This window comes from Achromobacter sp. CSND-B12 (assembly GCF_052906545.1).
This window is the reverse complement of sequence record NZ_JBREGJ010000001.1, coordinates 518502-535487: the sequence shown is the minus strand read 5'-3', so window position 1 is coordinate 535487 and position 16986 is coordinate 518502. Positions and strand designations below refer to the sequence as shown.

The following is a 16986-nucleotide window of genomic DNA, read 5'->3' as shown; positions in this document are numbered from 1 at the left end:
GCTCAGGGTGCCGCTCAGGCGCCGCTCGGGGGGCGTTCGGGGTGGGGGAGCGCTCAGGGAGCCGGCGCGATGCCGAGCGTGGCGCTGTAGCGGCGTGTTCCCACCGTCTTATTCTGGTATTTGACTTCCCACGCCAGCGAATCGGACCCAGGCTGCCTGGCCTGGTAGACCAGTTGCGCGATCGGCACTGTCTTATATGCGCAACGTCCCGAGTCGCTGGACTGGCCACGGGTCTGCACGATGCTGGCGGTGCCCAGCCGCGGCTGCAGGGTGATGGTCACGCGCGGCGCGCGCAGCGCCAGGCAGTCCGACCCGCGGATCTCGTAATAGGACGCCAATACGGCTATGTCCCCGGTTTTCAGCGACTGCGCGGCGGCCGGTGCAGCCACGGACGCGATTGCGGCGCTCAAGGCGGCAACGAAATGGGGATGGATTATTTTGCGGAGCATCGTATGACGGTGGGAGCGGTGACGGCGGACCGAAGTGTGCGCCAGGCGCGTGGCGCCTGCAAGACAGCGGCCCAGCCTGACAGGAACTTTAATCGCGAAAGCAGGCCAAAACCCAGTGATTGCGCGAAGACGATTCCCCGCCAGGAAAGCGCCAGTCGCGTCGCGAACGGGCCGCCAACCCGGCCGCGAGCTTGCCGTCAAAATGTCAAAAGCAGGGCTTAGTCCTTGATTTCGCTCAACAACTATTTTGAAACTCCGTTGTCATAACGCGGCAAAGGTAAGCTAAACTTCAGGCACTCTTCAAGCGAGGCTCACTACAGCTTTATGGATTACATCCTCTCCTTCATTGCCGGCGGTTTGACCCAAGCCACTTGGTGGCAGATCGTCGTTTTCACCCTGGTCATGACGCACATCACCATTGTGTCCGTCACCGTCTTCCTGCACCGCAGCCAGGCGCACCGGGGCCTGGATCTGCATCCGGCCGTCATGCACTTCTTCCGCTTCTGGCTCTGGATGACGACCGGCATGGTCACCAAGGAATGGGTTGCCATCCACCGCAAGCATCACGCCAAGTGCGAAAAGGAAGGCGATCCCCATTCGCCCATCCTGTTCGGCATCTGGAAGGTGCTGTTCCGCGGCGCCGAGCTCTACCGCGAAGAATCCAACAACAAGGAAACCATGGCCAAGTTCGGCCACGGCACGCCTGACGACTGGCTCGAACGCAACGTCTACAGCAAGCACAGCCTGTGGGGCGTGCTGACCATGCTCGCCATCGACATCGCCCTGTTCGGCGCGATCGGCGTCACGGTGTGGGCGGTGCAGATGGCCTGGATCCCCTTCTGGGCGGCCGGCGTCGTCAACGGCATCGGCCACTACTGGGGCTATCGCAACTACAACAGCCCGGACACCAGCACCAACGTGTTCCCGTGGGGCATCGTGATCGGCGGCGAAGAGCTGCACAACAACCACCACGCCCACGGCACGTCGGCCAAGTTCTCGGCCAAGTGGTACGAGTTCGACATCGGCTGGTGCTACATCAACATCCTGAAGTTCCTGGGCCTGGCCAAGATCAAGAAGGTCGCGCCCAAGCTCAAGCTGGATGACTCCAAGACCGGCATCGACCTGCGCACGCTGCAAGGCGTGATCACGCACCGCTACGAAGTCATGGCCCGCTACGCGGACGTGATCAAGAGCGCCGCCCGCGAGGAACTGGCCAAGCTGAAGGCCTCGCGCCAGGACGGCAACGCCGAATGCGGCTGGAACAAGCTGCACAAGGTGCGCCGCGCCATCCACCGCAACGAGGACATCCTGCAACCGGAGCAACTCGAAGCCGTGGACAAGGCCATCGCCCAGAACAAGTCGCTGTCGACGCTGGTGCAGATGCGCCGCGAACTCGGCCGCATCTGGGAAAGCTCCAGCGCCAGCAGCGAACAGCTCCTCCATGACCTGCAGGCCTGGTGCCAGCGCGCCCAGCAAAGCGGCATCGCCGGGCTCGAGCAATTCGCTCAACGTCTGCGCCGCTACGCGGCATGATGCTAGAGAAACTCAATCCTGAACAACGCGCCGCAGTAACGTTAGAACCGCAGCACGCCCTGGTCCTGGCCGGGGCGGGCAGCGGCAAGACCCGGGTGCTCACCACCCGCATGGCCTGGCTGATTCAAACCGGCCAGGCCTCGCCTTTTGGGCTGCTGGCGGTCACGTTCACCAACAAGGCCGCCCGCGAAATGCTGGCGCGCATGTCGGCCATCCTGCCGATCGATACGCGCGGCCTCTGGATCGGCACCTTCCACGGCCTGTGCAACCGCATGCTGCGCGCGCATCATCGCGACGCCGGCCTGCCGCAGACCTTCCAGATCCTCGACGTCACCGACCAGCTCGCCGCCATCAAGCGGCTGATGAAGGCCAACGGCGTCGACGACGAAAAATACCCGCCGCGCGACGTGCAGCGCTTCATCAACGGCGCCAAGGAAGAGGGCCTGCGCCCCGCCGACGTCGAAGCCTATGACGCGCATCGCCGCCGCCTGATCGAGATCTACCAGCTCTACGAAGCCCAGTGCCAGCGCGAAGGCGTGGTCGACTTCGCCGAGCTGCTGCTGCGCGCCTACGAACTGCTGTCGCGCAACGCGCCGGTGCGCGAGCACTACCAACGCCGTTTCCGCCACATCCTGGTCGACGAGTTCCAGGACACCAACACGCTGCAGTACAAGTGGCTGCGGCTGCTGGCCGGCGGCGGCGCGGCGATCTTCGCCGTGGGCGACGACGACCAGTCGATCTACGCGTTCCGCGGCGCCAACGTCGGCAACATGTCCGACTTCGAGCGCGACTACGCGCACGGCACCGTCATCCGCCTGGAGCAGAACTACCGCTCGTACGGCCACATCCTGGATTCGGCCAACGCGCTCATCGGCCACAACAGCGGCCGCCTGGGCAAGAACCTCTGGACCGACCAGGGCGAAGGCGAACCGGTGCGCGTCATCGAGCAGCCCTCGGACGGCATGGAAGCGCAATGGATCGTCGACGAGATCCGCTCGCTGATCCACGAAGGCAGCCTGCGGCGCGAGATCGCCGTGCTCTACCGCAGCAACGCGCAGTCGCGCGTGATCGAACACGCCATCTTCTCGGCCGGCATACCCTACAAGGTCTACGGCGGCCTGCGCTTCTTCGAGCGCCAGGAAATCAAGCACGCGCTCGCCTACCTGCGCCTGATGGCCAATCCGCACGATGACACCTCGTGGATGCGGGTGGTGAATTTCCCCACGCGCGGCATCGGCGCGCGCACGCTGGAACAGCTGGCCGACGCGGCCCGCGCGCATGATTCCAGCCTGTACTCGGCCGTGGCGCTGGTGGCCGGCAAGGGCGGCTCCAACCTGGCCCAGTTCGCCCAGCTGATCCATCGCATGACCGAGGAAACGCGCGACCTGCCGCTGCCCGAAATGGTCGAGCACATGCTCGAGGCCAGCGGCCTGAACGCGCACTACAAGGCCGAGCGCGAAGGCGCCGAGCGCCTCGAAAACCTGAACGAACTGATCACCGCCGCGGCGGTGTTCGCGTCCGAGGAAAACTACGACGGCATGCCCGCCGGCGTGGTGCCCGAGCAGGCCACCTCCAGCACGCTGATGCCCGGGGTGGTCGATGCGGCGCCGGTGGCGTCCGACGGCCTGACGCCGCTGGCGGCTTTCCTGTCGCACGCCGCGCTCGAGGCCGGCGACAACCAGGCCCAGCAGGGCCAGGACGCCGTGCAGCTCATGACCGTGCACGCGGCCAAGGGCCTGGAGTTCGACGCCGTCTTCATCACCGGCCTCGAGGAAGGCCTGTTCCCGCACGAGAACAGCATCCTGGAGCAATCCGGCCTGGAAGAAGAACGCCGCCTCATGTACGTGGCGATCACCCGCGCGCGCCAGCGCCTGTACATCAGCCTGGCGCAAAGCCGCATGCTGCATGGCCAGACGCGCTACGCCATGCGTTCGCGCTTTCTCGACGAAATTCCCGAGCAGCACCTCAAGTGGCTGTCGCCCAAGGCCGGCCTGGCGCCGGCGCTCAGCGCCGGTGGCGGCTGGAACGGCAACCGCGGCGACGCCTTCGGCCGCAAGCCCACCAACACCATTGCGCCGCGTCAACCGCGCGGCACGGCGTCCGGCGTCACCGTCGGCGACAAGCAGTATCGTGTAGGGCAGGGCGTGCACCACGCCCGTTTCGGTGACGGCACCATCGTCAGCCTGAGCGGCGCGGGGCAGGACGCCCAGGCGGAGATCCATTTCCGCGATGTCGGGTCCAAGACGCTGGCGCTGGGCATCGCCAAGCTGGATATCGTTCAAGGTTGAAAGACATGGCCAATCAAGATTCCCCGAAAGCCGAACTGGCATCGCTGCGCGCCGAAGTCGACGAGATCGACCAGCAGATCATCCTGCTGCTGGGGGTGCGCTTTCGCTGCACGGACATGATCGGTGAGCTAAAGCAGGCCAACGACATGGACCTGGTGGATCCGGTGCGCGAGGACCAGCAGGTCCAGCGCATCCGGCGCCTGGCCGAAGAAGCCGGCGTGCCGCCGGCCCTGGCCGAGACCATTCTGCGCGAAGTGATCGACACCGTGGTCGATCACCACACGCGCCTGCGCGAACGTCCCTATTCGTGATGCGCGCCTGACGGCCGCTGTCCGCCAGGGCGCGGCCGTTCGCGCAGCGAAAGGTCCAATGGCCGCGGCTTTCGCCGCGGCCATTCTTTTTTCCAGCGCCGCGTTGTCGGCGGAGCGCACTACAAGGTCTTCAGGAACGCCAGCAGCGCGTCGATCTCGGCCGGGCTCAGGTCGAGCGGCTTGATGTGCGCCGACTTGCGCGGCGCATGCGGGTCCGGGGGATCGGCCGGCGGCGCTTCGCGGCCCATGCCGGCGTTGTACATCCGCAGCAGCCCCCGCAGGTCCGGGAACAGGCCGTTGTGCATCCATGGGCCGGCTTGCGCCACGTTGCGCAGGCTCGGCGTGCGGAACCTGCCCAGGTCGGCGGGATCGCGCGTGGCCTCGTAGCGCCCCAGGTCCTGGTTGCGGCGGCCGTAGAACGACAGGCCGATGTTGTGGAACTTGTGGTCGGTCAATAGCGGGCCGTTATGGCAGTTCATGCAGCGTCCCTGGGTGCGGAACAGGTGCAGGCCCAGCAGTTCGGTGTCGTCCAGCGCATCGGCGCGGCCGGCCAGGAAGTCATCGAAGCGCGTCTTCTCGGGGCGCAGCGAGGCCACGTAGGCGGCCAGTGCGCGCGCCAGGCGGTCGGCGTCGATCGCGGATGCCGGCGTCGATGCCGTCGTGGATGCCGTTGAGGTAGCCGCCGATGAAGCCCATGCAACTGTTGGTAAAGCCGATGCAGCCGCTGGAGACGCCGCCACCGGCGCGCCGCCGAACGCCTCCAGGAAGCGCTTGGGATACATGTCGGTCTGCCGCAGTCGCGCCACCGCTCCGGCGGCGTCGTGGTTCATTTCCCGAGGGTCGTGCAGCGGCCCCATCACCTGTTCCCTGAGGCTGGCCGCGCGGCCATCCCAGAACAGCCGTGGCGCGAACGGCGCGGCATACAGCGGCGTGGAGCGGCGTCGGCCCATCAGCTTGTCCTCGCCCACCGCGAGCGGCAGGCCGTCGGTGAAGGCGCGCTGCGGCTGGTGGCAGGAGGCACAGGACACCTCGCCCTTGCGCGACAGGCGGGTATCGAAGAACAGCATCTGGCCCAGCGCCACGATTGCCGGCCGCGCCACGTCGGCGGCCAGTTCGGCCTGGCCGGGATTGGCGGCGGTCCATTGCAGCGGGGGGCTGGCGACGGGAGGGACCGGCGCCCATTCATGCCATTGCACGCCGGCGTCGATGGTGGGCGCGGGCCAGGCGGCCGCGGGTCCGGAATAGCGCGCGCGCAGGCAGGCGATGTTCCAGCCCGTCGGGTCGTGGCAAGCGGCGTTGGACGCCATGCCGGATGGCGTGGAGGCGGGCTGCTGGCCAGAAGCGCTGGACGCGGTGGCCAGCAGGAGGGCCAGCGGGATGGCATGCAGGACGGTGGCCAGGGCGTTCGGCCGGAGCCGGGATTTGCCACGCAGAGGCATCGATACGTTCCGTGTCGCGTTGGTGTCAGGCGTAGGACGCTGCGACATCTGCAATACCTCAGCACGCAATCGATGAATAATCTATATGGATTTCGATTTTTTGATTGATGCGTGAGATTCGATCGATGACCCGTGCCAGGCGCCTTTTGATTGGCGCCGCGTCGTGGCCGGTCCTGCCTTGCCGGTCCCTCATTCGCCAAGAAGGCGGAATGCCCCGTCGGGATCCCGTTCGACGATGCCGCGCCGTTCCGCTCGCGACAGCAGGGGTTCCAGGATGTAGTCGATATACGCCATGCCATCCGGGCCCATCTTGATGCATCCCGCGCTGTCACCCGCCACCGGATAGCCGGTGTAGGCCTCGGCGTCGAGCACGAGCGCGCCGGGGCAGGGGGAGGGATGGGCGGCGGTCAGCAACCGGGTGTCGTCGGTGACATGCTTGCGGTAGAGATCGCGCGCGGTGTCCTTGAACAGGACCGGCCCGCCCCGCCCGCCGTGGTGCATGACGAAAACGAATTCCCCCAGCGGCATGTCGTCGGGGATATGGCGATTGGTGGCGGGACTGTGGTACCAGGCCACGTAGGTCGCCAGGTCGGTGTAGAAGGCGGCGATCTGGCTGCCGGGGGCGTCCTTTTCGCCGGCGGCTTGATGGTGCGCGTACCAGGCCTCGTCCGTGTACTGGAACAGGCCCGATGCGCTCGAGCTGGCGTCGGCGGAGCGCGGCGAGGCGCCGAACGCCGATTCGATATAGGCTATGTCCGCCGCGATCTGGATGGTCGGGGGGCTGAAGCCGCGCTGCCGGCCGTGGTCCACGATGGCGGCTTTGACTTCGGTCTGGGATCGGCTCAATGCCATGCAAATGCTCCTGCGTGACGGCGCGGCTGGCGTCCCGATGGAGAACCCGCGCCGTGGCCGGTATGGCCACGGCGCATGTTAGGGATGAAGGCTGTGACGCTCCATGGCGCATGGTCTGATTTGTCGGTCAGAAGCGGTAGCCGACTTGCAGCCACAGCTCGCGTCCCGATTGATAGGTATTGGGACCGGCGCGTCTCCTGGGATTGCTCGGCGCGACCGCAGGCATCCGGTTCAACAGGTTCAGGACTTCGACCGTCAATTCCAGGTTGGGGCCGACGGTTGGCTGCCATGTCAGCTTGGTGTCCCAGGTCCAATACGACGGCATATCCGCCGACTTGTAGCGGTCCAGGTGCGCGGGGGCTGGGCCACGGCCGTCATAAACGGTTGCCGCGCGCCGGCCGCGCCAGTTCAGCATGTTGCTCCAGGTGATGCCCAGTCGCGGATAAGCGCCAATCAGCGTCAGCGTGGCGGCCTGGGGCTGGTAGAAAGAGGCGGGCGGGAGGTCGATGGCGCGAATCTCGGCGTTGTTGTAGATGATGCGCTCGTCAGGATCGCGCGCGTCGCCGTCGTAGCCCTCGACCAGATCGTTGTTGGTCTTGCGCTTTTGCCAGCTCCATGTGGCCACCAGGTTCCAGCGGGTCTTGCCGACGCGCCAGGGTTCCAGCGTCTTGAGCATGAGGTAGATGCTGTCCGTGGTGGACCCGCCGTCGTTGGTGTAGCGATAGCTGTAAGGGTCGTCTTTGGAGATGAGCCGCCGGGACCATTGGTCCCGGCCGTTGCGGCGCACATAATTGATCCTGCCTTCCACGGTGGCGATACGCTGGCGCAACGAGATGGCCCACTCGTCGTCATGGGGCATGCGCAGTCCCGCATACTCTGTCATGTAGGGCTTGGCGCTGCCGGCGACGGGGTTGCCTTTGCCGTCGATTTCCAGGCGGGACAGGCGTTGGCGTTCGGCCCCGAGGGCGGTCTCCAGCACTTCGGCGCCGTAATAGCGGGACCAGCCCGCGCTCAGCAGCGTATTGCCCGATCCGAACATGTCCCAATCCAGGCGGGTGCGCGGCGCAACGTTGCTGGTGTGCAGGAAGCCCTCGTGGTCATAGCGCAGTCCCGCGTCCAGGGCCACTCTGCGCCATTCAATGCGATCGGAAAGATACAGGCCTTCCATGCGGTATTTCACGTCGATGGTGCCGGGGAGATAGTGGCTCTTGCTTCGATCGGTGTACGTGCCGTTGGCGTGGTGAGTGCGGTACAGGGAATACGAATCCTGGAAACGCTTGAATCCGGCATTGAGCTGTTGGAGTTCGACGCCCGCATAGGCGTTGTGGGTGAACGTGCCGGTGCGTAGCGGGTCGAGGTCGACGCGGCTCTTGATCGCCCAAGTGTCCTGTTGGGTTTGTTCCCGGCCAAAGCCACCGCTGGTGTATTGGGGCAGTGGCAAGACAACGTGGGTTATTAACTCGTTGTCGGGCGATTTGCGGTTGCTCAGGGCATGATCCCAGCCGGCCTGCAGCGTCACACGTCCACCCTGGAAGACATGCTCCAGGTTGCCGCCCAGCCCATAGGCGCGATGATTGTGGTCCCAATGGGTGTCGCGGAAAGTGTCGCTGGCCAGCGTTTCGCGCCGGTCGCTGTATTTCAGCGTCAGGTCGGCGGTGGTGTTGGCGCTGGCGCGCACGCTGAACTTGCCCAGGAAGTTGTCGGCGCGGTCGCGATAATTGTTGCGGTCATAGACTTGTCCGCCGGTGTCATCCACGCCCAGGACCGCGCGGGCTATCCGGGATTGCCGCTGCGATATGGCCAGGACCATGCCGGCCTTGTCGCTGACCGCGATGTCACCGACGGCGGAGTAAAACTGCTTCTTCCATTTGGGTGAAAAACCCGGCTTGCCCCGCGCCCAGTTATTCTCTTCGCCTGGGGCAATCCGCTGCCGGGTCATGTTGGAGGTGTTCCAGCGGTAATCCAGCTTCAGTTCGTTCTTGCCAGAGAACCGGCGTAGCTGCGCGTCGACCACGCCACCGGTGAAACGGCCGTACTCCACCGGCACGAAACTGTCGTAGACGCGGACGTCTTCGAGCAAGCTGGTATCGATGAAATAGGACTGCGAGTTGCTCGGTACGTTGCCAATCTTCAGGTTGAGGTTCTTGCTGGCCGGATCCACCCGGTTGGTCGCGTCCATGCCGTCGATCCGATAAAGATTCTGATATGGGCTGGAGCCGTAGAACGAAATTTCCTCGACATCCAGAGAGCCGCGATTCTGCGACCCCGCCGCGCCCGGATTCGTGCGCACCGCCGGATGCGTGGCCACCAAGGTGCTCAGATCCCGGTTCGACGATGGCGTTTGCGCGATTTCCTCGCGGCTGTAGACGCGTTCGCCGATCTGCTCGCCATAGATCCGCACCGGCTCCAGCCGCGATACGGAGAACGGATTGGTCTTGTCCACGAACACGATATAGCGGCCCGGTCCGTCGGCGCGCAGCGCCAGGCCGGAACCTGCCAGCAACTGGTTCAGCGCCGCCAGCGCCGAGGTTTCGCCCCGCAGGGCGGACGAGACCTTGCCGGCCACGGCGGCCGGCGGAAACGAAATCTGCAGGCCCGACTGGCGGCCCAGCGCCAGCAAGGCGTCGCCCAGCGGTTGCGCTGGAATGTCGTAGGCGAAGGTGCGGTCGGGCGACTGGGCCAGGGCGGGCGCGGTCGTGGCCAGCATGGCGCAGAAGATCGCGATCGACGCGGAGGGGCGGAAACGGCCGTTGAAAGAGCGGGGCATGCAAGCGTCCTTGGCTGAATGAAAACCAGCCATAGGACGCCGCGGTCGGCGCAGTACCTCAGCGCCAAAACGGCGAATGTGCGCGGCGGCGTGTCGAAGTCAGACCAGATGAATGCTCGCGCCGAATGTAAGGCCCGTTTGTCAGGTCCGTTTTTCAGGCCCGTTTGTCAGTCCCGCTGGTCAGTCCCGCTGGTCAGTCCCGTTTCAGAACCGATATCCCACCTGCAGCCACAGTTCGCGTCCCGACTGGAAGGTGCTGCGGTTGGTCTTCAGGTTCGGGTTGCTGGCGGTGACCGCCGGCATGCGATTCAGCAGGTTCAGCACTTCCACCGTGAATTCCAGGTTGCGCGCGAACGTCGGCTGCCAGGCCAGCTTGGTGTCCCAGGTCCAGTACGACGGCAATTCGCCCGATTCGTAGCGGTCGAGGGATTGCGGCCGCGGGCCGACGCCGACGTAGATGGTGGCGTCGCGCTTGCTGCGCCAGTTCAGCTTGTTGCTCCACGTCAGTCCCATGCGCGGGTAGGCGCCGATCAGTGTGAGCGAGGCGACCTGGGGCTGGTAGAAGGTGCTGGGCGGCAGGTCGATGGCGCGGATCTCCGAGCCGTTGTAGATCACCCGGTCGTCCGGGTCGCGCGCATCGGCGGTGTAGCCCGTGACCAGGTCGCCGTTGGTCTTGCGCTTCTGCCAGCTCCACGATGCCTGCATGTTCCAGCGCGTCGGCCCCAGGCGCCAGGGCTCCAGCGTGCGCAGCGTCAGGCTGACGCCGTCGGTGGTGGAAAAGCCGTCGTTGGCATAGGTGTAGCCGGCCGCGTCGGTGCCGCTCTTGGTCCATTGGTCGCGGCCGTTGCGATGCACGTAGCTCAGCAGGCCTTCGATGCCCGCCATGCGCTGGCGCAGCGACACCGCCCATTCGTCGTCATACGGCATGCGCAGGCCGCGGTAATCGACGAAGTACTCCTTGCCGCCATCGGCCACGGGCCTGCCCTTGCTGTCGAGCACCTGGCGGCGCAGGCGGCTGCGTTCGGCCTCCAGCGCCGTCTCCAGCACCTCGCTGCCGTAGTAGCGCGACCAGCCCGCGCTCAGCAGCGTGTCGCCGGAGCCCAGCACGTCCCACTCCAGGCGGGTACGCGGCGACACGTTGGTGTTGCCAAGGAAGGTCTCGCGGTCGTAGCGCAGCCCGGCGTCCAGCGCCAGCCGTTGCCACTCGATGCGGTCGGACAGGTACACGCTTGCCATGCTGTATTTCACGTTGACCGTGCCGGGCAGATAGTGGACCTTGCTGAAGTCCTGGTAGGCGCCCTTGTTGTCGTAGACGCGGCGGAACGAATACGAGTCCTGGAAGCGCTTGAAGCCCGCCTCGACCTGCTGCAGGTCGGCGCCCGCGTACAGGCTGTGGGTGAAGATGCCGGTGCGCACCGGATCCAGGTCGACGCGGCCCTTGAGGGTCCAGGTGTCCTGCCGCGTCTGCTCCTTGCCGAAGCCGCCCGCGGTGTATCGCGGCAGCCTGTAGGGTTGGTAAGTCACCAGCTCGTCGCCGACGGACTGCCGGTCGCTGGTGGCGTGGTCCCAGCCGGCCTGCAGCGCGAAGCGCCCGCCCTGGAACAGGTGCTCGAGGTTGCCGCTCAGGCCGTAGGCGCCGTGGTTGTTGTCCCAACGGGTGTCGCGGAACAGGTAGCTGGACAGGGTCTCGCTGCGGTCGCTGTATTTCAGCGTCAGGTCGGCGGTGGTGTCGGCGCTGGCGCGCACGCTGAACTTGCCCAGGAAGTTGTCGACGCGGTCGCGATAGGTGTCCTGGCCCTGCTGCGGCTGGCCGTCGTCGTCCACCCCCATGTTCCAGCGCGTGATGTCGGATTCGCGGCGCGACATGGCCAGCACCACGCCGGCTTTGTCGTTGAAGGCGAAGTCGCCCACGGCCGAATAGAAGCGCTTCTTCCATTCGGGGGAATAGCCCGGCTGCCCCTGCGCCCAGCTGTTCTCCTCGCCCTCGGACACGTGCTGTCGCGTCATCTTCGACGTGTTCCAGCGGTAGTCGAACTTCAGGTGGTTCTCGCCGGAAAAGCGGCGCAGCCGCGCATCCACCACGCCGCCGGTGAAGCGGCCGTACTCGACCGGCACGAAGCTGTCGTAGACGCGCACCGATTCCAGCAGGCTGGTGTCGATGAAGTACGACTGCGGATTGCTGGGCACGTTGCCGACCTGCAGGTTCAGGTTCTTGCTGGCCGGGTCGACGCGGTTGGTGGCGTCGATGCCGTCGATCTGGAACAAGTTCTGGTAGGGGCTGGCGCCGTGGAAGGAAATGTCCTCGACGTTGAGCGAGCCGCGATTCTGCGAACCGGCGGCGCCCGGGTTGGTGCGCACCGCCGGATGGTTCGCCACCAGCGTGCTCAGGTCGTGGTTGGAGGAGGGCGTGGTGGCGATCTCTTCCTTGTCGAAGACGCGTTCGCCGGTCTGCTCGCCATAGACGCGCACGGGCTCCAGCCGCGAGGTCGAGAATGGGTTGGCCTTGTCGACGAACACGATGTAGCGGCCAGGACCGTCGGCGCGCAGGGCCAGGCCGGAGCCGGCCAGCAGGCGATCCAGCGCCAGCAGCGCCGAATATTCGCCGTGCAGGGCGGGGGCCATCTTGCCGGCCACCGCGGCCGGCGGGAAGGAGATTTCCAGGCCGGACTGGCGCCCCAGCGCGAGCAGCGCATTGCCCAGGGGCTGGGCCGGCATGTCGTAGGTTTGCGTGCGCACCGGCGGCTGGGCGCCAACGGGCGCGGCAATGGCCAGCATGAGGCAAAGAAGGGCGGCCGGGACGCCGGACCGGCGCCTGCCGTCAAGAGGAAAAGGCATGAAAACGTCCTACGCTGTGGTGATGTCAGCCGTAGGACGCGACGTAGGACGAAACCCCTCATCGCGGAATTGATGAATAATTTATATTGATTCTTATTTACCGATTGGAAAATGCCCGCCATGCCCGCGGCGGGGCCGTGGTCAGCGCAGGATCAGAAGGCCGGGCAGGTCGGTGATCTCGACCTTGGTCTGCGCCAGCAGCAGGTCGAGCGCGCGCCTGGGATCGGCGATGCCGGCCGTGCCGGACACGCGCGTGGCGCGCGCCCGCTCGCCCCATACCAGGATGCGCTTGCCGGTGTATCGCGCCAGCTGCGCGGCAGCGTCGGGCAGCGCGGTGTCGTTGAAGGCCAGCAGCCCTTGGCTCCAGGCGGGCGCGGTTTCGGGCGTTGCCGGGTCGCGATCGATGCCGTTGGCCGAAACCCTCATGCGTTGCCCGGCGTCCAGTGTCTGCGGTTGCCGGTCCGCGCAGGCCAGGCATTGCACCGCCACCTGGTGCGTGTAGACGGTGATGCGGGTTGTGTCGCTGTCGCGAGCGACCGTGTAGCGGGTGCCCAGGGCCGTGGCGGTGGCGTCCGCCGTGACGACGGTGAAGGCGGGGCCGTCGGCGCTGCGCGGCGCGGCCTCGAACAGCGCCCGGCCGGCCAGCAGGCGCACCTCGCGCCTGGCGGGGCCGAAGTCCAGGGCGATCGCCGAATGCGCGTCCAGGATGGCGCGTGAACCGTCGGGCAGGGCGACGCGTAGCGGCTGCGTGTCGCTCGCGTAGTCGGCGCCGGCCTGGAAGTCGCGCAGCGTATAGGCGGTGATGCCGGCGGCGGCGACGAGCGCAAGCGCCAGCGCCGTGCGGTGCTTGCGGGGCGGGCGCGCGGCCAGCTTGCCACGATCGATCTCGCCCATGCGGCGCCACACCCGCGCCAGCCGCTCGTAGGCGGCGGCATGGCGCGGATCGGCGTGATACCAGGCGTCGAATTCGGCCTGCGCCTGCGGGTCCAGCGGCTGGCTGCTGCGGCGGATGACCCAGCGCGAGGCCTGCTCGTCGGCGCTCGCGGCGGGGCCAAGGGCGTCAGTCCTGCTCACGCCGACAGCGCCAGGTCGCAGGCCAGCAGGATGCGCATCATGTGTTTCTCGACCGCGCTGACCGAGATCGCGAGGCGCTCGGCGATGGCGCGGTAGGTCAGCCCTTCGTGGCGATGCAGGACGAACACGTCGAGGCTGCGGCGCGGCTGGCGCAGCAGCGCCGCTTCGAGCCGGCGCAGCAGCTGGTTGGCCGAGGCCACTTCCAGCGTGTCGGCCTCGAAGGCCGGCGGCTGCGCCGCGGCGTAGTCGGCGACCGTGCTCAGTTCGCGGCCGCGGCGCCGATGCCAGTCGGTGGCGATATTGGCCGCCACGCGAAACACATAGGCGCGGTCGTTGTCCGGCAGGGTCTTGTCCTGGAACTCTGCCAGCTTGATCCAGGTGTCCTGGGCGCAGTCCTGGGCCACGTCGCGCGAGCCCGTGCGCATGGCCAGAAAGCCCAGCACTTCGCGGTAGTGCCGGAGAAATACGTCGGTAAGCGAAGACATGTCGCTGACGCCTCGCGCCAGATAGAGTCAGATTCGCGTCAAATTATAAATGATAATTATTATTGTTATTGAGTATTGCCTGCCGATGGCAAGGGCGGACGGCGCATGCCGTCCGCCCGCGGCTCAGGCTTCGCCCTGCTCGATCTCTTCGAGCGAGCCCTGCAGCTCCAGCCACTGTTCTTCCAGCGTTTCCATGCGCTTGCCGTGTTCGCCATGTTCGGCCATGACCTTCTGGCGCTCGGCGCGGCGCGCGTCGGAATACAGGTCCGGGTCGGCGATGACGGCGTCCAGCGCCTGTAGCTTGGCCCGCAGTTTCTCCATCTCGGCCTCGACCTTGGCCAGCTTGGCTTCCAGCGGCTTGCGCAGCGCCGACAGGCGCTGGCGCTGCTCGGCCTCGGCGCGGCGTTGCGCCTTGCGGTCGACCACGGCCTCGCCGTTCTCGGCGTTTTCGCGGGCGGCCTCGGCGCGTTCGCCGGCGTTGCGGGCCGCCAGCCAGTCGCGGTAGTCCTCCAGGTCGCCGTCGAATTCGCGCACGGCGCCGTCGGCCACGATCCAGAAGCTGTCCACGGTGGTGCGCAGCAGGTGGCGATCGTGCGACACCAGCAGCATGCTGCCGCCGAACTCGGCCAGCGCCGCGGCCAGGGCCTCGCGCGTTTCGACGTCCAGGTGGTTGCTGGGCTCGTCCAGCAGCAGCAGGTTGGGCTTCTGCCAGACGATCAGCGACAGGGCCAGGCGGGCTTTCTCGCCGCCCGACATGGGGCCGACCTTGCTGTTGACCGTGTCGCCCGAGAAGCCGAAGCCGCCCAGGTAATTGCGCAATTCCTGCTCGCGCGTTTCCGGCGACAGCCGCGCCAGGTGGGCCAGCGGCGTGCTGTCCACGTCCAGCATGTCGAGCTGGTGCTGGTGGAAGTAGCCGATCGCCAGCCCGCGCGAGGCGCGGCGTTCGCCGGCCTGCACCGGCAGTTCCTCGGCCAGGGTCTTGATCAGCGTGCTCTTGCCGGCGCCGTTGGCGCCCAGCACGCCGACGCGGCTGCCGGCGCGCACCATCAGCGTCACGTCGCGCAGGATCGGCACCTCGTTGCCGGCCGCGTCGGTGTAGCCGGCCGACAGGTGCTCCAGCGTCAGCAGCGGATCCGGCACCTGCTCGGGCGAGGGGATGCGGATGTCGATGCCGGCCTCGGCGTGCAGCGGCGCCAGCACCTGCATGCGCGCCAGGGCCTTGACCCGGCTCTGGGCCTGCTTGGCCTTGGAGGCCTTGGCCTTGAAGCGGTCGATGAAGCCTTGCAGGCGCGCCGCTTCGCGGGTCTGGCGTTCGTAGGCGATGTTGGTCTGGCGCAGGCGCTCGGCGCGTTGCGTCAGGAAATCGCCGTAGCCGCCGCGGTAACGCACCAGCTTGGCGTGGTCGAAATGCAGGATGGACTTGGCCACCGCGTCCAGGAACTCGGTGTCGTGGGAGATCAGCATGACGGTGCCGGGATAGGCGGCCAGCCATTTCTCCAGCCACAGCATGGCGTCCAGGTCCAGGTGGTTGGTGGGTTCGTCCAGCAGCAGCAGTTCGGACGGCGCCATCAGCGCGCGCGCCAGCGCCAGGCGCATGCGCCAGCCGCCGGAGAAACTCGCCACCGGCTGGGTCCATTCGGCCGGCTTGAAGCCCAGGCCGGCCAGCAGTTGCTCGGCGCGCGAGGCCGCGCTCCAGGCGCCGGCCTCCACCAGCGCCGCCTCGACCTCGGCGATCTGCGTGCCCTGGTCGTCGGTCAGCTCGGCGCGGCGTGCCTGCAGGGCGCGCAGCGGCGTGTCGCCGTCGATGACGAATTCCCGCGCGGGGCGGTCGTCGGCATGCAGTTCCTGTTCGACGCTGGCGATGCGCCAGCCGGCCGGCAGCGCCAGGTTGCCGGCGTCCAGGTCCAGCGCGCCGGTCAGCAGCGCGAACAGCGACGACTTGCCGGCGCCGTTCTTGCCGACGATGCCGACGCGTTCGCCGGGGTGCACCACGAATTCGGCGTCGTCCAGCAGCACCTTGGTGCCGCGACGCAGGGTCAATCCAGAGGCGCGGATCACGTCGTCAACTGCTCGCGGGTCAGCAACAGCAACTGGTCGGAGGCTTGCTCCGTATCCAGCCACACCGGCGACAGTTCAGGGAAGGCGGCTTCGAAGAAATCGCGCTCGTGGCCGATCTCCAGCACCAGCACGCCGTTCTCCGACAGGTAGCGCGGGGCCGCCTGCAGGATGCGGCGCACCAGGTCCATGCCGTCGGCGCCGCCGGCCAGGGCCAGCTGCGGCTCGTGGCGGTACTCCTGCGGCAGCACGTCCATCGAGCCGCTGTTGACGTAGGGCGGGTTGCAGACGATCACGTCGTACTGGCGTTCTGGCAGGCTGTCGAAGAGATCGCTCTGGTGCAGCGCCAGCCGGTCGCCCAGGCCGTAGTCATCGACGTTGCGGCGGGCGACTTCGAGCGCGTCGGGCGACACGTCGACGGCGTCCACCTGCGCGTACGGGAAGGCCAGCGCCGACAGGATCGCCAGGCAGCCCGAGCCGGTGCACATGTCCAGCACGCTGTCGACGGCCTGCGCGTCCTGCACCCAGGGCGACAGGCCTTCATCCAGCAGTTCCGCGATGGGCGAGCGCGGCACGATGACGCGCGCGTCCACGTAGAAGCGATGCCCGCGCAGCCAGGCCTCGTTGGTGAGATAGGCGGCCGGCACGCGCTCGGTGACGCGGCGGTTGATCAGGTCCAGCACGCGGTTGCGTTCTTCGTCGAGCACGCGGGCATCCAGGAAGGGTTCCAGCGTGTCCAGCGGCAGGTGCAGCGCGTGCAGGACCAGGTAGACCGTCTCGTCCCAGGCGTTGTCGCTGCCGTGTCCCAGCGCCACCTGGGCGGCGTTCAGGCGCGATACGCCGTAGCGGATCAGGTCGCGCAGGGTCAGCAGTTCTTGGCGGGCGTTTTGAGGCATGA

The 16986-nt window shown here is 66.9% G+C and carries 12 protein-coding genes; 3 read left to right on the top strand and 9 right to left on the bottom strand.

Features of this window, described 5'->3' with window-relative positions; translation table 11 throughout:
* Window positions 1-53: 53 nt before the first annotated feature.
* The gene (locus tag ACUTAG_RS02405; RefSeq protein WP_223821439.1) at window positions 54-389 is read right to left on the bottom strand and encodes a hypothetical protein; all 336 of its coding nucleotides are present in this window, start codon (window positions 387-389) and stop codon (window positions 54-56) included.
* A gap of 384 nt (window positions 390-773) precedes the next feature.
* On the opposite strand from ACUTAG_RS02405, the gene ACUTAG_RS02400 reads away from it, so the two are divergent.
* From ACUTAG_RS02400 to ACUTAG_RS02390, 3 genes are read left to right on the top strand one after another with little or no spacing between them, the layout of a single operon-like run.
* Window positions 774-1982 carry a DesA family fatty acid desaturase gene (locus ACUTAG_RS02400; protein WP_006384332.1) on the top strand — a complete coding sequence of 403 codons (1209 nt, stop codon included), beginning with the start codon at window positions 774-776 and terminating at the stop codon, window positions 1980-1982.
* Entirely contained in the window at window positions 1979-4270 is a 2292-nt protein-coding gene (locus ACUTAG_RS02395) for a UvrD-helicase domain-containing protein (protein WP_070539905.1), read from the top strand. Before ACUTAG_RS02400 ends, ACUTAG_RS02395 begins: the two co-directional genes overlap by 4 nt.
* 5 nt (window positions 4271-4275) lie before the next feature.
* A complete protein-coding gene (locus tag ACUTAG_RS02390) occupies window positions 4276-4581 on the top strand; it encodes a chorismate mutase (RefSeq protein ID WP_006384334.1) in 306 nt (101 codons plus the stop codon).
* A 119-nt stretch (window positions 4582-4700) separates the two neighbouring features.
* Here the strand turns inward: ACUTAG_RS02390 and ACUTAG_RS02385 are convergent, their stop codons facing one another.
* The 8 genes from ACUTAG_RS02385 to prmB form a co-directional block, all read right to left on the bottom strand.
* Window positions 4701-6020, bottom strand: a complete 1320-nt coding sequence (locus ACUTAG_RS02385; RefSeq protein ID WP_446649966.1) for a cytochrome-c peroxidase — start codon at window positions 6018-6020, stop codon at window positions 4701-4703.
* A gap of 189 nt (window positions 6021-6209) precedes the next feature.
* On the bottom strand, window positions 6210-6872 hold the full coding sequence (locus ACUTAG_RS02380; protein ID WP_107315702.1) for a hypothetical protein: 663 nt from the start codon (window positions 6870-6872) through the stop codon (window positions 6210-6212).
* Window positions 6873-6999: 127 nt separating this feature from the next.
* Entirely contained in the window at window positions 7000-9639 is a 2640-nt protein-coding gene (locus ACUTAG_RS02375; RefSeq protein WP_446649965.1) for a TonB-dependent receptor plug domain-containing protein, read from the bottom strand.
* Window positions 9640-9843: 204 nt separating this feature from the next.
* On the bottom strand, window positions 9844-12474 hold the full coding sequence (locus ACUTAG_RS02370; RefSeq protein ID WP_054443679.1) for a TonB-dependent receptor plug domain-containing protein: 2631 nt from the start codon (window positions 12472-12474) through the stop codon (window positions 9844-9846).
* 141 nt (window positions 12475-12615) lie between these two features.
* Window positions 12616-13548, bottom strand: coding sequence for a FecR family protein (locus ACUTAG_RS02365; RefSeq protein WP_054443678.1), 933 nt, complete (start codon window positions 13546-13548; stop codon window positions 12616-12618).
* Window positions 13545-14033, bottom strand: coding sequence for an RNA polymerase sigma factor (locus ACUTAG_RS02360; RefSeq protein ID WP_006386219.1), 489 nt, complete (start codon window positions 14031-14033; stop codon window positions 13545-13547). Before ACUTAG_RS02360 ends, ACUTAG_RS02365 begins: the two co-directional genes overlap by 4 nt.
* 123 nt (window positions 14034-14156) lie before the next feature.
* The gene (locus ACUTAG_RS02355) at window positions 14157-16091 is read right to left on the bottom strand and encodes an ABC-F family ATP-binding cassette domain-containing protein (protein WP_006386218.1); all 1935 of its coding nucleotides are present in this window, start codon (window positions 16089-16091) and stop codon (window positions 14157-14159) included.
* Window positions 16088-16984: a 50S ribosomal protein L3 N(5)-glutamine methyltransferase gene (gene prmB / locus ACUTAG_RS02350; protein ID WP_446649964.1), complete on the bottom strand. Its 897-nt coding sequence runs from the start codon at window positions 16982-16984 to the stop codon at window positions 16088-16090. The genes ACUTAG_RS02355 and prmB overlap by 4 nt, the downstream gene beginning before the upstream one ends.
* Window positions 16985-16986 lie beyond the last annotated feature (2 nt).